The following is a 21,213-nucleotide window of genomic DNA, read 5'->3' on the forward strand; positions in this document are numbered from 1 at the left end:
GGCTCATCGTAACCACCAAGGAGTGGAGATGAGAAAGAAACCCGGAACCAAGCAGAGCCACGGCGAGAAAGTTGTCATTTTCAAGGCGTTAATCTCCCTCTGATACAAAGTCTGCTGGTGATCAAATCAATTCTTGCCGGTTTGGTTTATTCCACCCCAATGTCGTGTCGCAGAGGCCACGAAAGCCCAACTCAAGTGGGAAAACGCGGCACCTTTTTTGAATAGTGAGCAGGCTCTGCCGGATAGGGTCATCTCGGGCAGATAATATGCAAGCCTTGCGATAGGTTGCCGTAGAACAACGGGTGTTGAGCCCTTTGGAAATTTATCTCACGTCGCCGTACCCGGGCAAGGTTTTTGCTGCTTTGCCGGTTAGGTACGCCCAGTAGAGCTTACGGATATCGCCCTTGGCGTCTTTGCGCTTGCGCCGGAACCAAAAGAGCAGTTTGAGGTTCGACCAAATCTGGTGCGGGCCAAACAAATCAAGAGCTGCCCATTGGCGATACTCGTCGATATACTCAGGGTCGATTTTCTCCAAACCCCAAAGATGAGTGTTTAGCTGAACACGCAGGTAGCTAGCGTAAGTCCCGCGCTCTGCGGAGTTCAGGGCTATGTTGCGAACAGTTTCCAACAAAGGGAAGTGGATGAAAAGGCGGTCATCACTGATCGCAACGTCCTGGCCTTCGCGTTCCTGTCGGTAATTTAGAATTACCTTTGGGACATATGGTACGTTAACTATTTCGCTTAGCGCGTGAAACTGAAACGGCAGATCGTCAAATCGTCGGGCCTTTACCTCAAATTCGATCTGATGCGCGTCCAGAAACGCTTTCTTGTAGAGCCGCCGCCATATTGTTGGGCGACCAAGAATACCGTTGGCACTACTTCGATAGTCAATGCCACCCGGGCCGGGCCAGCGGCTGTTGGATTCCAATGGAAGTTCGTGTTCGAAACGGTTGTTGGGATAAGCAAAGCGCCAATCACCTTCAACAACATCAGCGTTTGATAAAACGGTCAGGCGATACAAATCGTCCAGAGCGCTTTGCTCCATCCAGTCGTCCGAGTCGACAAAAGTGACGTATTCACCCTTTGCCTCGACCATGCCCTGCATCCGGGAAGATGCACAGCCGCCATTTTCCTTGTTGATTACCCTGACGGTCGGGTCGCGCTTTGCCCAAGCATTACAAATCTCAGGGGACCTGTCGGTAGCCCCGTCATTTACCAGCAAAATCTCACGGTTCTGCAGCGTTTGATTACTTAACGATTCAACACATTCGTCAAGATACTCTTCGACGTTATAGACTGGAACGACGACACTGACTTCTGGCATTTCAGGCGGCCTTGACCTACCCGAGACCAGCAAGCCGCTTTGACCGCTCATGCAAAATGCAGAGCTGAATGACTGCATTGCCCGGTGCAAATCGACAGGGTCAATGTCCAAGTCATTAAATGTCCCGCAGACATATTCGGGTGCGGGTAACGAGGTGCCGCTTGACGTATTGAACGTCTCCAAAAAAGAAAGATCGTCCAGCGATCTGACATGCAGAAAATTAATCCTTTTCGACCTGCCCAACTCAGGCGCTGCAGATGCCACGTCGTCGAATATGATCAAGTTCGCCACATTCGCGGTCCGGGCCTTGGCGGCAAGTGCATCTCGCCGTTGTTCATTGCGACAAACGAGTATGACGCGAGACTTTGGCCGGTCTTTGGCGAAACGAAGGGCACCATCTGTTCCGTCGGCGTCGACGAAAACCGCTGTACCGTCAACAGGTGTTGTCGCCCAGCCTATGCCCCAATCCCAAAACGCGTGTTTTGAAAATGCGTCGGTGGCAAGTTCAGGCGCGTTGAAACCAACCGTTCGGTACTGCGTCCATGGTAGGCCATAACGTTTCCGGCGCAGGCTTAGAGGACGCGAAATCTTCCAAGCAAGGGGTAGGCCATCAAGCGCGGACTTTATCGATCCGCCCCCAATAAGCCCTTTTGCGATCAACCGTGCAGTTTCCTTGTCGGACGACGCCAGTTTCCGGACCCATTTCTTGGGAAACTTCCTGTGAAGGCTGGGTTGGGCAGCCAAAAACTTGTGGCGCAGTTGAACCGCTATAGACTGCCGACACCAATTTATGATGTGCATGTAACCGGCAAGCAGGTTGCGACCGCACTCATCGTTCAGGTCTTGGATCGCAGGATGATCCAGAGCGTCCGAGACGTTGCTCAGGACGTCAAGCCGCCCTTCGCTTTTGCTTTGCGTAATCGCCCCTGAGCGTCCTTCGCGATAAAGCAGCCCGATTTCGTTGATGATCCCCACGCGCCCGCCAATTGCCAGTGCTACCGAGTGGATACCAACGTCTTCGAACAGACGTCCTTCTGGGAAACTAAGATCATGTTCCTCGACATACGCACGTTTCCAGATCCGCGCGCATGTCTTTGGTTCTGTGCGGAATACTCTTGGTTCAATCAGCGGGCAAAACTGTCTATGCTGCAGACCGCCCAGAATGCTGTCCCAGATTTCGCTGTCGTAAAAGGGACGAACAGCCAAAGTTGTGTCGGAAAACACAACCGAACGGGAAAAGACCTGAGCACAATCAAATTTTTCCGCATAGCGAACCATTCGTTCGTAGGCTCTGGGGGCCATCAGATCGTCGCCGTCAAGATAGGCGATGTAGGGTGCAGTCGCTACTTCGCGGCCTGTGTTTCTAGCGGCGGACAGGCCTCCGTTTGGGCGACTCAGAACCATCCAACTTGTGTTGCATTCGGAAAGTATTGCGCCTGCGATATCTGCGGTTTCATCTGAGCTGCCGTCATTGACGACAATCACTTCGATTGTCAGTTTTCCTGCGGCAGCAAAAACTGAACGCAGCGTTTCTGGCAAAGTGGCCGCACAGTTATACGAGGGAATAATGACACTAAGTTCGGGGCTCGGACCGGACTTGTGGTTGAGAACGTCTATTTTGAATTGGTTTCGGTCAGCGGCACTAATTCCGCTGATTTTCTTGTCCGAGCAGTCAGTGATCGAGAATTCCATGTGGACACTTTTCTTGTAAGCTGGATTCTGTTTGTGGAATACGGGAATACTATGGCAGCAATCCACGGAGGCGAGATTTAATCCGAGTATACATTCCTATTTTGGCATGAATATCTATCCAACCGGTGTTTTCTGGATTCTGGGCTCTTAGATTGTCGATTTCACGCTGAATACTTTTTTAGAAACCCATTTGCCAGGAGTTTCCTCTCCGAATGGTCCGCTCGACGGGCCAAGAAATGTGTACTTCACAGTCTTGCCCTCGCGCGCGGGCTCAAGCGCGGAGCTGCCGGAGACTCTCATCTGATCGACCACCTTAAAGCTGCTATAGCCAGCTCGGGACAATGTCGCTACGCGATCTGGCCAGTCGTCAAATCTGGATTCAAAGCTGACATATGTTGGTTTTTCAACCAGGTCGCCGATCGAGTCGATCACAGTGCCGTCGAATCCTTCGATGTCGATCTTGGCGTAATAGGGCACACCGAAACTTGGCCAGATATGTGCTGGATTCACCGTTTTGATCTCACATGATTCGACTGGCCCCAACCGCAAGGCCACGTCTTTGTCGAATGAACTCTGTTCCGAGTTCACCAACGACACGTGAAAAAGCAACAATCCGTTTTCTTCAGCAACGCCCAAGTTTAACAAGACGAGGCGCCCGTCGTTGATTTCCTCTGCAAACCGGGTTGCGTTGCGTTCGGCGATCTGGGGGTTGGCTTCGATTGCGACCACACGAAACCCCTTAGCAAGATAGAATTCAGTATCGCTTCCCGAATGCATCCCAAAATCGTAGATCAGATCATCCTGACGCTGTGTGAGATGGCTTTCGGGAAATTCAGCGACTTCGCGAACGACACGCTGCAAAGCTGTTGTGACCAGCTTTGACGTGGCTTCTTCGAAACTGAAATTCCAAATTTCTCCGGATCCGCAGACTTTACCAACCTTGGACAAATCGACAGGAATCTCAACTGAATCGGTGATATCGTCACCCGATAGCTTGAGGCCCTCTGGGGTGCGTTGCAATTGGATCGTAGTACTGTCTTTGCCTTTAAACTTGATGGAATTGATCAATTTCACCCAGTTCCCGCCGTCTTGTTGCTGCGAAACAGAAAGCTTGTCGTTATCAACCTTTATCGTAGCGGCGGCAGTTTCGTTTTTTCGCTGAAAAGTAATGAGTGTACCGTCGTTCTTCATGGAAAGCGAGAAAGTGGTGTTGAGTCGGATTTCTCCACTTGCCAGCCACAGTTCTCTCCAACCTGTAAAAGCGTTATTCATGCCAGAATCCTGAATTCGAAATGTTCTTCTATGTATCCGCCACACAGCGTTTGGTATTGGGGGTATTGCAGCACAGTCCGTCGGTCCACTGGATATTTGCGGGCACCGTCAAAAGCCTTCTCTCGTGTGGAAGCTCGTGTTTTTCAAGATTCGACTTCGCTTTTTTGTTTTTCTGTTTCGTGCGTTTTGAATTGTTGATCGAATAGGCTGCGGAAGCTGCCGTTCTTTTCCATCAACTGTTCAAGATTTCCTTGTTCGATCACCGCTCCATCCTGAATAACCATGATTTTGTCCGCCTCAAGAATCGTAGAGAGCCGGTGTGCGATCACAATAACGGTCACGTCTTCGGTCAGCGAATCCAAAGCGGCTTTAACCAATGACTCGGATTCTGCATCCAGTGCGCTTGTTGCTTCATCCAAAAGCAGAATCTCGGCTTTGCGCAGTATTGCGCGAGCAATCGCGATACGCTGCTTTTGACCTCCGGACAAGAAGGTCCCGTTTTCCCCAACCTGCGTATCATACCCGTCAGGCAATTCGGTAATAAACCCGTGTGCATGTGCGGCTTTGGCTGCAGCAATCACCTCTTCATCGGTCGCCTCGGGTGACGAACATCGCAGATTTTCCATTACCGTTGTGGAAAATAGGAACGTATCCTGACCTACATACGAAATCTTGCGTCGCAGCGAAGCATAACTGACATGGCGCAAGTCCTGGCCGTCTATGTCAATGCTGCCATCTTCGGGATCATAGAACCGCATGATCAGGCCGAAAATTGTTGACTTACCGCCCCCGGATTGCCCGACCAATGCTGTTGTCTTTTTGGCCTCGAAATTGATGTTCATATCTTCGATCACCGGCATGGCACCGCTGTAGCCAAAGGTTACATTCCGCAAGGAAATCTCTCCAGGACCATCCAAAAGGTCATGAGCATTCGGGCTTTCCTTCATTGTATCTTCTTGGTCGAGTAATCCGAACAACAGACCGACGCCCACCATGCAAGTTTCAATCTGGACGCGCATCTTGGATAGGCGTTTGGCGGGTTCGTATGCCATCAACAAAGCCGTAATGAATGACATCAGCTGCCCTGCCGTAGGCGTTTCGCTGCCGGCAATCCCCATTGTGCTGACCACCAGAACACCCGCGACAGCAAGACCGGCCAAGAACTCCATCAGTGGGCTGGCGATAGACTGCAGCCTTGCGATATCGTTGGCTCGTTGCTCAACTTTGCGAATTGCTGTGTCCATCCGCGCGATCATTCGGTCCTCAAGAGCGAATACCTTGATTACCTTGATGCCGGTGGACGTTTCCTGAAGGACGCGTATGATCTCGGCCAGCGATTTGAATTCCGCCTGCATGATCGCACGAACACTTTTAAGAAGGTACCGCACCCCAAAAAGTGCCACCGGGCCGACAACGAAGAACATGATCGACAGAACGGGTTGTTGATACACCATAACAATGACCAAACCGACGAGAGTAAGTGCGTCGCGTACAAAGCCGGTAACTATTACGTCGATCAGCTTCCTGGCCGCCTGAGCGCCGTGAGTCGTGCGCATCAACAAATCCGAAGACTCATTTGCCGCAAAGAAAGAGACTCCGTGCCGAAGGAGTTTGCGATAGACGCGGTCCTGTTGAGTGGCGACGATCCTGTTGCCGGCTCGGGCCAGGAAAATGGATTGGATATAGGAGGCAACGGCTTTCGTTAGAAATAGCGCGATGACGCCCAATGCGATTAAATGCACCCAGCTGCGCATTTCAGGATTCGTCATGGCATCCACGATGTATTCCATCATGTAGGCCGACCCGGCAGTCGTAGCGGCGACCGCGATCATCGCGACTATAGCTACAGCGTACAATCCGCCCTGTGCGAAGAAGCTTTCGCTGATGAGGCGACCCATATAGCCAGCTCGCCAATTGTCCCAGGCACGCTTAATCATTGCGTTCTCCAGATCGTAAAACCATGCGCTCGCTCAGATAACCTATATTCTGTCCTGTCAAAAGGGCGGACTGTGAGGCGTGACAACTTGATAGAGGGTAGGTGTGTCGAGAAAGCCGTCGCCACATAGTAATGGTTTGGCTGATCGGCAAGTGAATGGCGGAAAACGCCCAATTTGGGCGTGATGTTGCGCAAATAGAACACGCTTTGATCGGGATCAGTTTAAAAGTGTTATTATTGTGATACAGTTATGTGTTAGTAAGTACAAACCGGTATTGAGGCGCGTTGCTCACAATTCGCGTAAAGAGTGTTGTGGTAGGCGGATATTTGCCAGAGGCTGGCTGTTCCGATCCTTCTGCCGAATCTGCTACTTTAAGTAGTTGTTGTTACAGCTTGCGGCCACTAACAAAGCCGCGCATTTGAGTGGAAAAGAACCGTGTCTATAAGAGCTGTTGTTCTCAGTTTGCCGAAAGATGTTCAACGTAGACGATTCTGCGAAGCGGAGCTTGCGAAGTTTGGTGTCACGTTTGAGTTTTCAGATGCTATCCCTGGACATAAGCTCGATACGCCAAACCTGCATCAGATTTACGACACGAATGAAAATCGTACAAAATTCAAGCGCCCGCTCAGCTTGAACGAAGTTGCCTGCACGCTGGGCCACCGTCAGATCTGGCAAAAACTGGTAGATTCTGGTGACCCTGTTTGGCTGGTGCTCGAAGATGACGCGACATTTGTGAAAGATCCTAGATCGTTTCTGGATGCGATGCACGATTGTTCTGAGTGCTTCGAAAGCGTGATGATAAAACTGGACGGAGTTCCGGGGAAGAACGTGCAAGTCCTTAAGGAATTTGCGGACCAAGATCTGGTCCTATCAGATCGCCTGCCACCTCGAACAACGGGGTATATCATCGGTCGCAGAGCCGCGGCGCAGCTGCTTGAAATTGATGCTCCAATTGCCCGGCCTGTTGATATCGATCTGAAGTTCTACTGGGAACACCGGGTACCGATACTTACGCTGGCCGCTCCGATGATCTCTGAGCGCGAAGCACTCGGTAGTTCGATCGACCATTGCCGTAAAGAAATGAAACCGGGATCGCCTCTGCTCAGGTTCGCGCGCAACCTCGTTTATCAGGCCAAATATACTCACGGCAGGCTAAGCCACCCTTTGAATCCTGACAGAATCGAAGGGTTAGGCCCATTGTTGCGCGCCGGGAATAAGGTCCGAAGCCACGTATGAAGAAAAGCCTCGTCGTTGTCCGCGCGGGCAGCAAGTCATTGCACCACCGTTGGTGCGAAATCCCCTATGAAGATCGCGACTATGACCTGATCGTCAGTTTCTTTTCCGACGAAGCTTATCACAGCTTTGTCGCAGAGGACGGGGTTGAAGCTATCTTGCTGAAAGGCGGCAAGTGGGACGGTTTGCACCAAACACTTATTGACCGGAACCTTGAGGGTTACGACTATTTCTGGTTGCCTGATGACGATCTGGACATCAGTGCGCAGGACGTCAATGCCATGTTCGCGTCGATGCGGCATTATGGTCTTCGCATTGCTCAGCCATCGTTGAGTTCAGAAAGCTATTTTTCGCATTTCGTATTCAGCCAGTGCCCGGGCTTTGTTCTGAGATACACAAACTACATCGAGATTATGGCCCCTTGTATGCACCGCGATGTGCTGCAGAAGGCTCTGCCCCTGTTTCAGAGCACCATGAGCGGCTACGGGCTGGACTATATCTGGTGTCGTTGGGCCGAGGCCGGTGCATTCAGGACAGCCATTCTGGACGAGATCGCAATGCATCACACCCGCCCCGTCGGGAAAAACCTGAAGGCGGCTATGGCGGCTTCTGGTAATCTCAGTTCAGAAGAAGAAGAGGCCGTTCTGAAAGAGATGTTCGATTTGTCACGACGTACGGTTCCGATCGTGTTTGCGGGTATCTTGCAGGGCGGACAACCCATCTCGGGGCGGTTGAAGTTGGGTTGGTGGATGTGCCGTGGCTGGATGTCCGTGTTGAACGCCTTTCGCAGCAAGGCCGAGGCACGGTCAGGCATACTCAAAATCGCTAGGCGACAGTTGATCAAGCCGCTCGACATGAGCACGATTTCACCGAAGCACGAAGGTAAATAGATGAACAAAGGTCGATTTCTGATGGTAGGGGCCGGGCTTTCTGGCGCGGTGATTGGACGTGAACTTGCCGAACAAGGGCATGAAATCACAATCATCGACAGTCGCGACCACATAGGGGGCAACTGCCACACCGAGCGCGATGCGGATACAGGCGTGATGGTACACGTCTACGGCCCGCACATCTTTCACACTGACGACGAAGAAGTGTGGAACTACGTCAACAGCTACGCCAATTTCCTGCCCTACAAGAACCGGGTCAAGACGACCTCGAAGGGTCAGGTGTTTTCGCTGCCGGTGAACCTGCATACGATCAACCAGTTCTTTGGCAAGACGATGCGCCCGGACGAAGCACATAAGTTCATTACCGAAGAACAGGCGGACACTTCGATCACCGACCCTCAGAGCTTTGAAGAACAGGCGATGCGGTTTGTTGGCCAGGACCTCTATGAGGCGTTCTTCAAGGGCTACACCATCAAGCAGTGGGGCTGTCACCCGTCCGAACTGCCCGCCTCGATCCTGAAACGCTTGCCTGTTCGCTTCAACTACGACGACAACTACTTTTTCCACAAGTTCCAGGGCATGCCGGAAAACGGATACACCGATATGATTGCGGGTATTCTGGATCATCCCTCGATCACTGTGAAGCTGGGCACGACATTCGACCGCAGTATGGGCGATGACTTTGACCACGTTTTCTATTCGGGGCCGCTGGACGGGTATTTCGACTATGAGCTGGGCCGGCTGGGGTATCGCACGCTGGATTTCGAACGCTTCACTTATGATGGCGACTACCAGGGGTGTGCTGTCATGAACTACGGCGAGGAAGAGGTCCCATATACCCGTATTACCGAGCACAAGCATTTCGCGCCGTGGGAAACGCATGACGGTTCCGTGTGTTACCGTGAATTCTCGCGTGCGGCCGAACCGGACGACATTCCCTATTATCCTATCCGTCAGGTCAAGGAAAAGGCGCTGCTGGGTGATTATGTCGAGCTGGCCAACAAGGCGGAAAATGTCACGTTTGTCGGTCGCCTCGGCACCTATCGCTATCTGGATATGGACGTCACTATCCGCGAGTCTCTGGATACAGCCAAATCGGCGTTGTCCGCGATTGCGGCAGGAGAGAAACTAAAGCCGTTCTTTGTGACGGTTCTCTGAGTTCAGGACGGTGTAGGTTCGGGGAACCGGGAGCGGGTTCTGTTCGCGAAGGCAACAAGCGACAGCATCACTGGGACCTCGACCAAAACGCCAACAACGGTCGCAAGCGCCGCCCCTGAATTCAGGCCAAACAGGCTGATGGCGACGGCGACTGCCAGTTCGAAGAAATTGGATGTGCCGATCATGGCGCACGGGGCGGCTATACGATGCGGAACCTTCAGCGCGTAAGCTGCGCCATAGGCCAGGGCGAATATGCCATAGCTCTGGATCAGGATCGGTACTGCAATCAGGACAATCACAAGCGGCTTGGCCAGGATCGTCTGTCCTTGCAGGCCGAACAGGATGACGACTGTGGCAATCAACCCCAGGATGGACCACGGCTTAACGCGGGCCGAGAACGCCTCAATCGCTTGTTTAGAGCCTAGTTTGCGTCGTGTGATCAACCCTGCGATCAAGGGCAAAACAACATAGAGCACCGTCGCCAGAACCAGTGTTTGCCAGGGAACCGCGATATCAGTGACCCCCAACAGAAACGCCACAATAGGGGCAAACGCCACCACCATGATCAGGTCGTTGACCGAGACCTGCACCAGCGTATAGGTCGCGTCCCCTTTGGTCAGTTGCGACCAGACAAACACCATCGCCGTACAGGGCGCTGCACCCAACAGGATCAGACCGGCGGTGTATTGTGCGGCGTCCTCGGGGCGTATCCACGGGGCGAAAACGTAGTCAAAAAACAGTACAGCCAACACGGCCATGGTGAAGGGTTTGATCAACCAGTTCACCACGAGGGTCACGATCAGTCCCTTGGGTTGGCGGGCAACGCCGGCTACGGCTCCGAAGTCGACTCCGACCATCATTGGGTAGACCATGGCCCAAATCAGCACCGCGACGACCAGATTGACGCTTGCCACCTCGGCCGAGGCGACCAGGCTCACCAACCCGGGCGCGGCGAGTCCGATCAAGACGCCGCCGATCATCGCCAGCGCAACCCAGATGGTCAGGTATCTTTCAAAAACGCTCATGCATGTGCCTCGTGGGTTTGGTCGGTCAGCTTGCCCGATGTCAACGCGGCAAGCGCGACCATTGCCGCGGCTGTGCCCAGGACCAAAGGTAAGCCTCCGACTTGGTAGGTAAGGCCGGATAGAACGGTACCGACAAGGCGTCCTGTGGCATTGGCCATATAATAAAAGCCGACGTCCATGGTGACCCGCTCGGATTTGGTGAAGGCCAGAATCAAGTAGGAATGCAGGGACGAGTTCACTGCAAAGATCGCTCCGAAAACCAAAAGACCCAAAACCAGTGTCGCGGTCAGCCATGTTTGCGGTCCGTCCGAGATCAGTACCGCTACCGTCAGCGTCGCAGGAATACAGAACAGGACAGCAGCCCAGGTGCGGGCGGCTTTTATCAAGTCGCCCTCGGTACGGTCCGCAGCCCGCAGGATTTTCGGCGCGCTGGCTTGGACCGCGCCGTACAGTATGACCCAGACGGCCATGAACGTACCGATCATGAAAAAGGCCGCGCGGTTGCCTTCTTCCGTGCCATCCGACAGGACGGCGTAAAAGTATATCGGTATGCCGACCACAAACCACACATCGCGTGCGCCAAACAGAAAAACCCGCGCCGCCGATAGCCAGTTCACGTTGGGCGATTTTGAGAAGACCTCGGAGAACTTGGCTCCTTTGCGTCCTTTGGGTAGGCCGGGCGGCATAAAGCGAATGACGGCGAACAGGATCACGGCCAGAACAGCGGCCATGACAAAGATCGCTGTCATAAAGCCCATTGTGACCAGCATGATCGCGCCAAGCAAAAAGCCCACCCCTTTGACCGCGTTTTTGGATCCGGTGAGAATAGCAACCCAGCGAAACAACCCTCCGCCTGTCGTGGGGGCCAGTAGTTTGACGGCGGATTTCGAAGACATTTTGGCCAGATCCTTGGCCACGCCGCTGGCACCCTGTACAGCCATCACGAAGGCGACCGAGGTGGCGACGCTCCAATGCGGGTCCAGAAACGTCATTGTCAGCAATGCTGCAATCTGTATCCCCAGACCGGCATAAAGCGTCGAGGTCAGCCCGAACCGCGCAGCGATCCAACCCGCTGACAGATTGGTCACCATCCCGGCGACTTCATACAGAACAAACAGATAAGCCAACTGAACCGGCGAGAACCCTATGGTATGAAAGTGCAACAGCACCAACATCCGCAGGGCTCCGTCGGTCAGCATAAAGGCCCAATAGGCCGCCGTGACCGCGATATAGGCCGACAGTCCCTCGGGCCGGTCGCTCACAGCGCGTTCCCCACCATCAGCGCCACATCCACCAGACGGTGCGCATAGCCCATTTCGTTGTCATACCACGCATAGATCTTTAACTGCGTCCCGTTCACCACCATGGTCGAAGGCGCATCGACAATCGAAGATCGTTCGTCATTGGTGTAATCCGTCGAAACCAATGGCCGGGTCTCATAGCCCAGAATACCTTTCAGCTCACCCTCGGCGGCGGCTTTGAAGAAGGCGTTGACCTCTTCGACGGTGGTTTCACGTTCCACCTCGAACACGCAATCGGTCAGCGAGGCGTTCAGCAGGGGCACCCGCACCGCGTGGCCGTTCAGGCGGCCTTTCAATTCGGGGTAAATCAGCGTGATCGCCGTGGCCGAGCCAGTCGTGGTCGGGATCAGCGAGTTCAATGCCGACCGCGCACGCCGCAGGTCTTTGGCGGGGCGGTCCACGATGGTTTGCGTGTTGGTCACATCGTGGATCGTGGTCATCGAGCCATGACGGATACCCAGATTCTCATGAATGACCTTAACCACCGGGGCCAGACAATTGGTGGTGCAAGACGCCGCGGTCACGATGTGATGGGCCGCGGGGTCATAAGTGCCTTCATTCACGCCCATCACGATATTGGCCGTGGGGCCGTCCTTGACCGGGGCCGAGACGACAACCTTCTTCACCCCCGCCTCGAAATACGGTGCCAGCTTAGCCTCGGTCTTGAACACGCCAGTGCAGTCGATAACCACATCCACGCCGTCCAGAGGCAGGTCGGACAGGTCTTTGGTGCCAACGAACGGCAGGCGCGTGCCATCGATCGTTACGCTGTCGGCATCATGGGTAAACTCCGCATCCCAGCGGCCATGGACCGTGTCGAATTCCAGCAGGTGCGCGTGCATCTCGGGGTCGCCGACGCCATCATTGATCCAAGCGATCTTGGCGCCCTTCTCGATCAGAGGTTTCAGGGCCAGTTTGCCCATCCGGCCAAGGCCGTTTACCGCGTAAGTGGTCATTTCATATCCTCAACGGGGGTTCTGCCGATATCATCGACGGCGGTTTGCAAAGCGATCCGGTCCAGGCTTTCGACCGGCAATGACGTAAACGCCTCGATCCGTCGTTTCAGCGCGCCATAGGCGTTCTGGAAGGCCAGGCTTTTCTCGGCGTCCGTGCCTGTGGCTTTGACCGGGTCGACCATGCCCCAATGACCGCTGATTGGCTGGCCTTCCCAAGCGGGACACTCCTCATTGGCGGCCTGATTGCAGACGGTGAAGACAAAATCCATCTCGGGCGCGCCATCGGCTGCAAATTCGGACATATGCTTGGACCGCAGCACTGAGGTGTCGTGCCCTTTGTCGCTAAGTACCTGAACGGCAAATGGGTTGAGCTGCGATGTGGGCTGCGTTCCGGCCGAGTAGACGTTGAAGCGATCCTCTCCCAACGTGCGCAGAATGGATTCGGCAAAGATCGAACGGGCGGAATTGCCCACGCATAAAAACAAAACGTTGTATTTGCGATCCGGCATAGTCTCGGGTCCTTGTGAAAACGGCATACAGATATCGGGCCGGCCCCTGCAGCAATCGTTCAGCAAGAAGTCCAGCATGTGCTGCACATTCGTCATCTCGATCGAATAGAGCAGCGACGTCCCTGACCGTTCCTGCCGCACCAGCCCCGCGCGTTGCAGCGCGTTCAGGTAATTCGACAGGGTGCTGGGTTTGATATCCAGCTCGGATGCAAGCTCACCCGCTGGAACAGTGTCAGGATATCGTCGCATGAGCATGCGAAACACCATCAAGCGTTGCGGGTGACCCAGGGTGGCCAGTTTGTCGGTTGTCTCGTTTATCATATTTCATGAAATATCGAAGTAATAGAAAAACGGCAACCGGCGATCAGCAGTGTCGTAAAAATTTCACAAAACAGACCGGGGTTTTGGGCGCTGTAAGCACGGCTAAAAGCCTTGCCGAACAAGTCTTGAACGTCAGGGCGAGACGGTTTAAACGGTCCCCCGCTGCCTCAATAGCTCAGCTGGTAGAGCAGGTCCTTCGTAAGGACAAGGTCGGGGGTTCGAGTCCCTCTTGAGGCACCACTAAGTATATATGCTGCTGCCCTTAACGGCATAAAACGGGGACTTTTCTCCAACGAAGCGGGCATGGGCTCAGCACCGAACATTGCAGCGGTTGCCACACCTGAGCCCCACCACCCTTCCAGCCAAGGTTTCGTTCAGGCATTCGGGTGTTTTGTGGATACAATTTTGGTCGCGACGGCAACTGCATTGCTAATTCTTTTGTCGGGCGCAATCGAAATTGATGGTCCTACGGGTATGCGACTGACTCAAGACGCGGCGGCGGTCCATCTCGGCGAAATCGGTCGCCACTTTATCGCGATTGCTATCGTCTTTTTTGGCTTCACATCCATACTTGGCAACTACTCATATGCCGAAAACGCGATGACGTTCTTAAAATTGGAAGGGAAGCTGCCGATTTACATCTTGCGTTTGGGCTGCCTTGCAATGGTTGTTTGGGGCGCTGTGCAAGCTGTTGCCACAGTGTTCAATTTCGCGGATGCCGCCATGGGAATAATGGCAACCATCAATTTGGTGGCAATAGTGCTCCTGTCTGGCACCGTATACAAATTAACGGTGGACTATTTTTCGCAACGCCGACAGAACCTCGAACCTCGCTTTGTCGCAAGCAAATTTCCCGAGTTTAGTAAGGGCGTAGATCACACTGTCTGGACGGAGGAGATCCATGCCGATACTCAAAACCACCGATAGCGAACGGCTTCAGGAAGTCTTGGACGATATCGCAGATCGCATTGCCGGCATGTCCGAAAGGGGGAAAGTGGCGCAATACATTCCAGAACTCGCCACAGTTGATCTGAACCAATTCGGTATTGCCATTGCACCAATCAACGGCCCGTTAATTTCCGCTGGAGACGCGAGCACGCTATTCTCGATTCAGAGCATTTCAAAAGTGTTCTCGCTCACATTGGCGCTTCAACAGGTTGGTGCCACTTTGTGGCAAAGAGTCGGTCGGGAACCTTCCGGCGATCCATTCAATTCAATCGTTCAGCTTGAACACGAACGCGGAATCCCAAGGAACCCGTTTATCAACCCGGGTGCGATCATAGTGGCAGATGTTCTGCTCGAAGACCGTTCTTCTGATGAAGCAGTCAACGACCTTTTGGGATTGTGCCAAGAGCTTTCGGAGGACAACTCGATCGAGGTCGATGCGTCAGTTGCAGAGTCTGAGATGCGAACTGGGTCCAGAAACCGCGCTCTTGCGCATTTTATGCAGGCGGAAGGAAATCTAAACGCGCCGGTAGAGGATGCTTTGTCTCTGTACTTTCGCCAATGTAGCATCGCAATGTCATGTGAACAGCTAGCATTGGCGGGCCGCTTTCTCGCCGCAGCGGGTCAAAATCCGGCCACCGGTGCCACAGTATTATCGGCACAGCGAGCCAGAAGAGTAACCGCACTGATGATGTGTGGTTCTTATGATGCCTCGGGTGAGTTCGCCTTCCGTGTTGGCCTTCCAGCGAAAAGCGGTGTTGGTGGCGGAATCTTGTGCATTGTACCTGGTATCGCATCTGTAGTCGCCTGGAGCCCCGGGCTAGATCAAAAAGGCAACTCCCATTTGGCGACTATCGCATTTCAGGAGTTAGTTCGTGCGACAGGCTGGTCGATCTTTGGACCGAGTGCATAGCCTGCCCTGTTCAATTCAAGACCAGTCACATAGCTTGAGCAGGCGCCACACTGAGGATGATCTATGACGGACAAAAATGACTTCGAAAATAGCTGGCAACCATCCCAACGGTATCCAGATCCCTCCGTTGTGACACTCGATCCTCGGTTTGATAAATACAAGCTGCCGTTGGCCGGCGTCGAACGATTGGCAACTGGTTGTCGCTGGTGTGAAGGGCCAGTGTGGTTCGGTGACGGGCGCTATCTGCTATGGAGTGATATTCCGAATAACCGGATCATGCGCTGGGACGAGGTTACCGGACAGTCATCGGCGTTTCGCCAGCCGTCGAATTTCGCCAATGGTCAGACCCGGGACAGGCAAGGTCGTCTGATAACGTGCGAGCACGGTGGACGACGGGTTACGCGTACAGAATATGATGGCTCAATCACTGTGCTAGCCGAGAGCTTTGACGGAAAGCGACTCAACTCGCCCAACGATGTGATCGTCAAATCCGACGGCAGTGTCTGGTTCACCGATCCACCGTTTGGCATCTCGGGCAACTATGAGGGTCATCGCGCCGAACCAGAGTTAGGCCAGAACGTATACCGAGTGGACCCCGACACCGGAAAACTGAAAGTCGTAGCCGATGACATTCTAGGGCCAAACGGCTTGGCCTTCAGCCCCGATGAGACCGTGCTTTACATTGTTGAATCGCGTGGTGAACCGTCTCGAAAGATACTGGCTTATGACGTGAACGCGGATTGTGCCTCGATCCAGAACAAGCGTGTGCTAATCGATGCAGGTTCTGGCACGCCTGACGGGTTCCGCGTGGATGTGGACGGTAATCTCTGGTGCGGTTGGGGCATGGGTGATGCCGAACTGGACGGAGTGATGGTCTTTGCCCCTGATGGAACTCCTATAGGTCGCATCGCTTTGCCTGAACGATGTGCCAATCTCTGCTTTGGAGGCCGTGCCAACAGCCGACTTTTCATGGCAGCAAGCCATTCTGTGTACGCCCTTTATGTCAACGTAGCTGGCATGTCGGGAGGATGACACTACTCTCAGAAGTGCTTCTGCGCGATCAGAAATAGCGGTTTACCCAATGGGCTCTCAAATCTCCTGGCTCCCTTTTTAAGCGACAACTTTGGGCTCTTAGCCGTCATTAGCCGTGAAACTCTTTTGGCTTTTGATCTTACCACGGCGGCGAAACACTTTGGTGTCGATGCGCCGCCCAGTCGCCGTGACAGAAAGAGCGGGGCAAAGAAACGCAAGCAGACAGAAATCGAGCGCGAACGCTTAGCAGAGCAAGTCTCACATGGCTAAGAGAGTGAGGAACCGATACCAGGCATTGATCGAAAAAATATTCTTCGATCACTATGACGAAGGGCTTACGGCGCTTGAATTCACCCGCCAAGAAATCAAAGACGCAGCGAAATCGCTCGAAATCGTACTGCCTGACAATCTAGGCGACGTAATTTATTCGTTCCGATTCAGAACTGAACTTCCTCCACGCGTGCTTGCTACTCAGCCGGACGGTATGGAGTGGGTGATCGAACTAGCAGGGAGGTCCCAGTACCGATTCTCACTGGTCAAGATTAATCGAATACTTCCGCGCGATGATCTAATTAGGATCGCTATACCTGACGCTACACCTGAGATTATCCGGGCATACGCACTAGACGATGAGCAGGCACTTCTTGCCATTGTCCGCTATAACCGTTTGATCGACACTTTTTTGAGCCTTACGACCTACAGCCTTCAAAACCACCTGAGAACTACGGTTAAAGGAATAGGCCAAATCGAAATTGATGAGCTTTATGTGGGTATCGACAAGCGAGGCTGTCACTACGTCATACCGGTTCAAGCCAAAGGTGGAAAAGACCAGATTGGGATTGTGCAGACGACACAAGACATCCGTTTTGTAGAGGAAAAGTTCCAGGGTATGCGGTGCAGAGCAATCGCAGCATAATTCATGGATGACCAGATTGTCGCATTGTTCGAACTGACGCTGCAGGAGGGCGAAATCAAGGTAGTTGACGAAAAGCACTATAAGCTTGTTCCTGCCCAGAATCTCGACCCCGTATTAATCCGAGACTATCAGAATTGATCCTTATGACCGATATTCGGGACAAATTGTTACCGTGAAAAATAGATCGCGACTTAATATGTGTGTCGCGCACAAAGCATCAAAGCTTGCCCGATGGGTACCCTGGGGCCGGATCAATTTCAGAATAGGCTCAAATCACAAATAGAGTTTCAACACGGGTGTTCCGACGCGATCAAATGCTGCGCCAAGGTCACATGATTCAAACCATCGCAATTTGGTCTATTTTGGATTCCAGCCCGAGCGTTGGGTAAAGTTCCACAGGACAGCGTACTGAACCGCAGAAATCAGCATTTCGAGTTCAATCGGTAGCCTAAGAGTAGCCTAAACAGCATTTTACCCCGAAAGAGACGCAAACCACAGCACGAGATACTGAGGTTTCTCTTTTCCGATCAATCGGTTGAAGTGGTGAGCCGTGCAGGATTCGAACCTGCGACCCACTGATTAAAAGCTATTGGGATAATTTTTAAAAACAATATGTTAAAGAAATTTTTTCCAGGCTGTTTCAATGTTGACCTTAGATAACTGCAATGCCGCGGACCAAAGCGGCGAAATTGCGCGACGCGTGGTATGTAACGGCGGTTACGCGCGCCCAGCATTTCGCGCCTTAGCGGATGTTTGCTCTGCGGCGACCCAACGACCGCTATGCGGACTTAGCTGCCATCAGTATTTGCCCGAAGCCAATTTTTTGAAGTTGCAACACTTGCTCAAGGCGAACATCTGTGCTGCCTACAATGCACGAATGAATTTTTTCAAGATTTCTTGGATTCGCTGGAGCAACACCTCAAACTTATTTGGTGCAGGCAACCCGAACAACTCGGTCCGCCTCGCATTTGTTTCTCTTGGTGCAATCGCCTTCAGAATTTCTACCGCTCTCATAGACACATATTGGTGGATTTGTTGACCAACCCTCCGGCGTTGCTACACTCCACCGCTGTGGCTGCCGCACCGTTGGTGGCTGAAACTGCCACAGCAAGGAAGAAAGTTCCTGCAGATAGTTTTGCCATATATTCAGGAACTAAAAGAAACGTCAGAGTACGCGCGCAAGGAATGCCTTGGTGCGCGCTTCTTGCGGTGAGGCGAAGAGCTCCTCGGGTGGCCCCTGCTCCAAGATTCGGCCAGCATCAAGAAAACACACCTTATCTGCCAGTTCCCGGGCAAAGCCCATCTCATGCGTGGCAAGCACCATCGTCATACCCTGCTGCCGCAGATCACGTAATACGTCGAGAACCTCGCCCACTAGTTCAGGATCAAGTGCGCTTGTGATCTCGTCAAAGAGCATGATCTGAGGGTCCATTGCCAGCGCTCGGATGATCGCCACGCGTTGCTGTTGCCCACCTGACAGTTGGTCGGGATAGTGCTCCATCCGATCGCTGAGCCCAAAGCGTGAGAAAAGCTGTGCTACCCGGGGGCGCAAATCCTCCCAGCTCAGGCCTCGCACGCGGCGCGGGGCGAGCATGACGTTCTCTGCCGCAGTCATGTGGGGAAAGAGGTTGTAGCTTTGGAAGACAATGCCGATCTCTTGGCGCACTGGCTGTGGGTTTAAGCCCGGCTCGGATATGTCCCTCCCATCCAGCCAGATCGTCCCATCATCGATAGGTTCCAGCAGATTCATGCAGCGCAAAAGGGTGGACTTGCCCGAGCCCGAAGCGCCGATCAGACACACCATCTCGCCCTCGGCCACATCAAGATCAATGCCCTTGCAAACTTCGTGATCATCGAACCGCTTGCGGATACCCCGTAACGACAACTTCGGCTTCATCTGCGTGCCCGGTTCTGCTTGTTCATCAAGTAATCCGCGTATCGCGTCGCGGGAACGGTCAGCGCCAGGAAGATGAGTGCCGCACCTACATAAGGCGTAAAGTTCGCGTAAAGTGACTTGTAGACTCCGGCCTGACGGAAAATCTCTACCGGACCGATGAAAGACAAAAGTGCCACATCCTTCTGCAAGGCGATGAACAAGTTCATATTGGCGGGCACCACGTTTCGAATGGCTTGCGGCAACACAACAAATCGCATTGTGTCTTGATCGCTCAGACCCAATGAGACGGCGGCGGAACGCTGCGACTGGTGGATCGAATCGATGCCAGAGCGAATAACCTCAGCGACATAGGCTGAGTAGACCAATACCAGCGCCAAGGTCCCCCAGATATAGGGGCTGTTCCAAGGCCTTGGCAGGCCCAGCCCGGGCACCCCGAACCCGATGATGTAGATGACAAGAACCACCGGCAGGCCACGAAAGATGTCTGTGTAGGCAATCCCAAACAGGCGAAGTGGAAAAAGCGCGGGTGCACGGGTGTCCCTGCAGAGTGCGATAGCGAGGCCGGTGATTGCGATGAGCGGGGCCGACCACGCAAAAATCATCACGTTCAACAGAAATGCATCAAGCAGCCCAGGAAACGTCGCTACAAAGACACGGCCATTGAAGAAGGCACGCTGCACAGCATCCCAACCGGGTGAGAGCGGAACTAGAACGACAATGGCCAGCACCACGCTAATGGTAGAGATCAGCGCGATGCGGTTCGAGCGTCGACGCACTCCGGCTTCATAGACCTCGCGGCGCGTTGGCGCTGCGGCAGACCGCCTGGCCGGTCTGTTCTGCACCGATGTTTCGTCCATTTATTTAATGACCGGAACACCTGTGGCCTCTGCCAGCCACTGGGTCTCGATCGCGGCAAGTTCACCGCTTTCGGTCAGTTCCGAGATAGCAGCGTCGACACACTCCTTAAGCGGGTTGCCCTCTTCCATCAGAAGGCCGAATTGGTCGGGGCTATCTGATTGCTCCGGCGGGAATTGGCCCAGCAGCACACCGCCTTCTACAACCACTGCCGACAGATAGAGTGCAGTGGGTAAATCATAAAGAGCAGCGTCGATCTGACCGGCCATGATTGCAGCATTCACGTCAGCATTGTCGTTATAAAGTAACGGGTCACTTGCTGGCTGAATCACATCGTTGAGAATTGGAAGCGCAGTGGTGGTGGCCACGGCCCCCCAATTCAATCCCTTGAGACTATCCAGCGTCGCTTCGGCCCCAGCATCGACCACATTTTGGGTTGTCAACACCGCCATGGCAGAGCTGTAGTATGGCAGACTGAAATCAACCATTTCCTCCCGTTCGGGGGTAATAGAGTACTGCTGGATGTTAAAGTCAAAGTTCTTTGCTCCAGGTTGTATCGCTTCATCAAAGCTCGTGCGTACCCAAGTGACATTATCCGAACTGAATCCCATTTTATCAGCGATGGCATAGGCTACCGCAGCTTCGAACCCCTCGCCGTTTTCGGGCGCGTCGTCCATTACCCACGGATAGTAGGCTGGGTTGCCTGTGGCGATGGTCAGAGTTCCTTCTACAAGGGTCTTGTCCGCCGCGCAGGCCCCGTGGCCCGCGGCGTGTGCCATCGTCGCAGAGACAATCAAGGCCAGAGCTGTGCCGGAAAGCAGTTTCATCAAAGCGTCTCCCTGTTTTCTGATTGGCGACAGGTTCCTACGGGTGAAGAGATTTGTCTAGTGTGAGGACAAGTTGGATAGCCATCCAAAAAGCCATGACCGCTTATCGACGCCAAAGTAACAGAGATCTCCCGACTGCTTTGGGCTGATTGTGTTGAAGAAGTCGGCTTTTGAGACGCGTTGATATTGCGGTCGCGTTCGCTTGATCTG

18 protein-coding genes and 1 tRNA gene are annotated in these 21,213 nt (G+C 53.4%); 9 read left to right on the forward strand and 10 right to left on the reverse strand.

What is annotated here, in order from left to right:
- Positions 1-322: 322 nt before the first annotated feature.
- The 3 genes from AC2FNR_RS17310 to AC2FNR_RS17320 form a co-directional block, all read right to left on the reverse strand.
- On the reverse strand, positions 323-3,016 hold the full coding sequence (locus AC2FNR_RS17310) for a glycosyltransferase family 2 protein (RefSeq protein WP_496850345.1): 2,694 nt from the start codon (positions 3,014-3,016) through the stop codon (positions 323-325).
- 147 nt (positions 3,017-3,163) lie between these two features.
- Positions 3,164-4,288 carry an FkbM family methyltransferase gene (locus AC2FNR_RS17315; RefSeq protein WP_496850347.1) on the reverse strand — a complete coding sequence of 375 codons (1,125 nt, stop codon included), beginning with the start codon at positions 4,286-4,288 and terminating at the stop codon, positions 3,164-3,166.
- Between the two features lie 143 nt (positions 4,289-4,431).
- Entirely contained in the window at positions 4,432-6,225 is a 1,794-nt protein-coding gene (locus AC2FNR_RS17320; protein ID WP_496850349.1) for an ABC transporter ATP-binding protein, read from the reverse strand.
- A gap of 435 nt (positions 6,226-6,660) precedes the next feature.
- On the opposite strand from AC2FNR_RS17320, the gene AC2FNR_RS17325 reads away from it, so the two are divergent.
- The 3 genes from AC2FNR_RS17325 to glf are packed head-to-tail and all read left to right on the forward strand — an operon-like array spanning position 6,661 to position 9,506.
- Positions 6,661-7,461 carry a glycosyltransferase family 25 protein gene (locus tag AC2FNR_RS17325; RefSeq protein ID WP_496850351.1) on the forward strand — a complete coding sequence of 267 codons (801 nt, stop codon included), beginning with the start codon at positions 6,661-6,663 and terminating at the stop codon, positions 7,459-7,461.
- On the forward strand, positions 7,458-8,348 hold the full coding sequence (locus tag AC2FNR_RS17330; RefSeq protein WP_496850352.1) for a hypothetical protein: 891 nt from the start codon (positions 7,458-7,460) through the stop codon (positions 8,346-8,348). The genes AC2FNR_RS17325 and AC2FNR_RS17330 overlap by 4 nt, the downstream gene beginning before the upstream one ends.
- Positions 8,349-9,506 carry a UDP-galactopyranose mutase gene (gene glf / locus AC2FNR_RS17335; protein WP_480869016.1) on the forward strand — a complete coding sequence of 386 codons (1,158 nt, stop codon included), beginning with the start codon at positions 8,349-8,351 and terminating at the stop codon, positions 9,504-9,506. It abuts the gene before it with no gap.
- 2 nt (positions 9,507-9,508) lie between these two features.
- Here glf and arsB read toward each other — a convergent pair whose 3' ends face one another.
- The 4 genes from arsB to AC2FNR_RS17355 are packed head-to-tail and all read right to left on the reverse strand — an operon-like array spanning position 9,509 to position 13,618.
- Positions 9,509-10,531 (reverse strand): ACR3 family arsenite efflux transporter, encoded by a 1,023-nt coding sequence (gene arsB, locus AC2FNR_RS17340; protein ID WP_496850355.1) that lies wholly within the window; start codon positions 10,529-10,531, stop codon positions 9,509-9,511.
- Positions 10,528-11,793: an organoarsenical effux MFS transporter ArsJ gene (arsJ, locus tag AC2FNR_RS17345; protein WP_496850357.1), complete on the reverse strand. Its 1,266-nt coding sequence runs from the start codon at positions 11,791-11,793 to the stop codon at positions 10,528-10,530. The genes arsB and arsJ overlap by 4 nt, the downstream gene beginning before the upstream one ends.
- On the reverse strand, positions 11,790-12,788 hold the full coding sequence (locus AC2FNR_RS17350) for an ArsJ-associated glyceraldehyde-3-phosphate dehydrogenase (protein WP_496850359.1): 999 nt from the start codon (positions 12,786-12,788) through the stop codon (positions 11,790-11,792). Before AC2FNR_RS17350 ends, arsJ begins: the two co-directional genes overlap by 4 nt.
- Positions 12,785-13,618, reverse strand: a complete 834-nt coding sequence (locus AC2FNR_RS17355; RefSeq protein WP_170355706.1) for an arsenate reductase/protein-tyrosine-phosphatase family protein — start codon at positions 13,616-13,618, stop codon at positions 12,785-12,787. Before AC2FNR_RS17355 ends, AC2FNR_RS17350 begins: the two co-directional genes overlap by 4 nt.
- A 164-nt stretch (positions 13,619-13,782) precedes the next feature.
- Between AC2FNR_RS17355 and AC2FNR_RS17360 the strand changes: the two genes are divergently transcribed.
- From AC2FNR_RS17360 to AC2FNR_RS17385, 6 genes are all read left to right on the forward strand, one after another.
- A tRNA-Thr gene (locus AC2FNR_RS17360) sits at positions 13,783-13,858 on the forward strand.
- A 6-nt stretch (positions 13,859-13,864) separates the two neighbouring features.
- Positions 13,865-14,545, forward strand: a complete 681-nt coding sequence (locus tag AC2FNR_RS17365; protein WP_496850372.1) for an alanine:cation symporter family protein — start codon at positions 13,865-13,867, stop codon at positions 14,543-14,545.
- Entirely contained in the window at positions 14,520-15,476 is a 957-nt protein-coding gene (locus AC2FNR_RS17370) for a glutaminase (RefSeq protein ID WP_496850361.1), read from the forward strand. The genes AC2FNR_RS17365 and AC2FNR_RS17370 overlap by 26 nt, the downstream gene beginning before the upstream one ends.
- A gap of 63 nt (positions 15,477-15,539) precedes the next feature.
- Positions 15,540-16,508 (forward strand): SMP-30/gluconolactonase/LRE family protein, encoded by a 969-nt coding sequence (locus AC2FNR_RS17375; RefSeq protein ID WP_496850363.1) that lies wholly within the window; start codon positions 15,540-15,542, stop codon positions 16,506-16,508.
- 262 nt (positions 16,509-16,770) lie between these two features.
- The gene (locus AC2FNR_RS17380; RefSeq protein ID WP_496850364.1) at positions 16,771-17,424 is read left to right on the forward strand and encodes an endonuclease; all 654 of its coding nucleotides are present in this window, start codon (positions 16,771-16,773) and stop codon (positions 17,422-17,424) included.
- A 643-nt stretch (positions 17,425-18,067) separates the two neighbouring features.
- Complete coding sequence (locus tag AC2FNR_RS17385; RefSeq protein ID WP_496850366.1) at positions 18,068-18,463, forward strand: hypothetical protein; 396 nt, start codon at positions 18,068-18,070, stop codon at positions 18,461-18,463.
- 126 nt (positions 18,464-18,589) lie between these two features.
- On the opposite strand, the gene AC2FNR_RS17390 is transcribed toward AC2FNR_RS17385, so the two are convergent.
- Genes AC2FNR_RS17390 through AC2FNR_RS17400 form a run of 3 tightly spaced genes read right to left on the reverse strand, consistent with a single transcriptional unit; the run spans position 18,590 to position 21,003 of the window.
- Positions 18,590-19,321 carry an amino acid ABC transporter ATP-binding protein gene (locus AC2FNR_RS17390; protein WP_496850368.1) on the reverse strand — a complete coding sequence of 244 codons (732 nt, stop codon included), beginning with the start codon at positions 19,319-19,321 and terminating at the stop codon, positions 18,590-18,592.
- On the reverse strand, positions 19,318-20,178 hold the full coding sequence (locus AC2FNR_RS17395) for an amino acid ABC transporter permease (protein WP_170355771.1): 861 nt from the start codon (positions 20,176-20,178) through the stop codon (positions 19,318-19,320). Before AC2FNR_RS17395 ends, AC2FNR_RS17390 begins: the two co-directional genes overlap by 4 nt.
- On the reverse strand, positions 20,179-21,003 hold the full coding sequence (locus AC2FNR_RS17400; protein WP_496850370.1) for an ABC transporter substrate-binding protein: 825 nt from the start codon (positions 21,001-21,003) through the stop codon (positions 20,179-20,181).
- Between the last annotated feature and the right edge of the window lie 210 nt (positions 21,004-21,213).

The organism is Ruegeria sp. SATB045 (assembly GCF_059613525.1).